Genomic DNA, 1,085 nt, shown 5'->3' with positions numbered 1-1,085 from the left:
AAGTCGATGAACTGTCGACATTCGTCGAGTCGATTTTGGCGGAACTCCACGTAGAAATGTTCGTTTATGGCGACTGGCAACGTCAACAAGCGCATGATATGGCAACAACCTTGAAAGATGCCTTGCGCGTAAAAGAACAGCGCTACGAAGAAGCACTGCGTCCGTTAATTATGCTCGGTCAAAATGGCAGTTTTCAGCGCGAAGTGCATTGTAATCAACAAGACTCAGCTGTGGTAATTTACCACCAGTGTGAAGACATCGAACCGCGCAGCATCGCACTTTATTCTTTGGCCAATCACCTCATGTCGGCAACCTTCTTTCATGAGATTCGCACCAAGCAGCAACTCGGCTACATGGTCGGCACTGGTAACATGCCACTGAACCGTCATCCGGGGATTGTGCTTTATGTGCAATCGCCAAACGCAGCCCCTGCGGAATTGGTCACCTCTATCGACGAATTTTTAAATGCATTTTACATGGTGCTTTTGGAGCTCAACGACTACCAATGGCACAGCAGTAAGCGTGGCCTTTGGAACCAAATCGCAACCCCAGACACGACTTTACGTGGACGAGCGCAACGCTTGTGGGTCGCAATAGGCAACAAAGATACCGAGTTTAATCAACGCGAAAAAGTACTAGCCTAGCTCAAAAAGCTAACAAGAGCAGACATGATTCGCTTTGTCGTTAACGAACTGAAACCGAGAACAGCAAACCGGTTAGTCATGCACTCGCAAGGCCAAGCACATGTCGATGCTCCTCGAATTCACTTAGGACAAGAAATTGGCTCTATCGAAGAATTTCAGTTACGACCAAAAGATTGTGGTCTGGGCTAAGACCAGCACCGTAATGGATAAAATGGGCGGAAGTCGAGCTGTAAAATATGTGAGAACCCCATCAATTTACTAATACGACTTGGATAGTCTTAACAGAAAATTGAAATTACGCGATTGCCGCTTATGCTCTAATTACCGCACAAAAAACATGTAGATGAGGCACTCATGAAGAAACTATTACTACTTGCTGCAGTATTATTACCATTCGCATCCGCTCATGCAGAAATCACAGTAAAAGGTGACGATTTTGAG

At 45.8% G+C, this 1,085-nt stretch carries 2 pseudogenes; both read left to right on the top strand.

The annotated features are described in order from the left end of the window. Positions 1-833 (top strand): annotated as a pseudogene (locus R7M72_RS25720) (insulinase family protein); the annotation flags it as partial. A gap of 165 nt (positions 834-998) precedes the next feature. Next, positions 999-1,085: pseudogene (locus tag R7M72_RS25715) on the top strand (CG2 omega domain protein); the annotation flags it as partial.

It is taken from the genome of Vibrio sp. YT-18, from assembly GCF_033337345.1.
Taxonomy (GTDB): Bacteria; Pseudomonadota; Gammaproteobacteria; order Enterobacterales; family Vibrionaceae; genus Vibrio; species Vibrio alginolyticus.
This window is presented reverse-complemented; position numbering and strand designations above follow the sequence as displayed.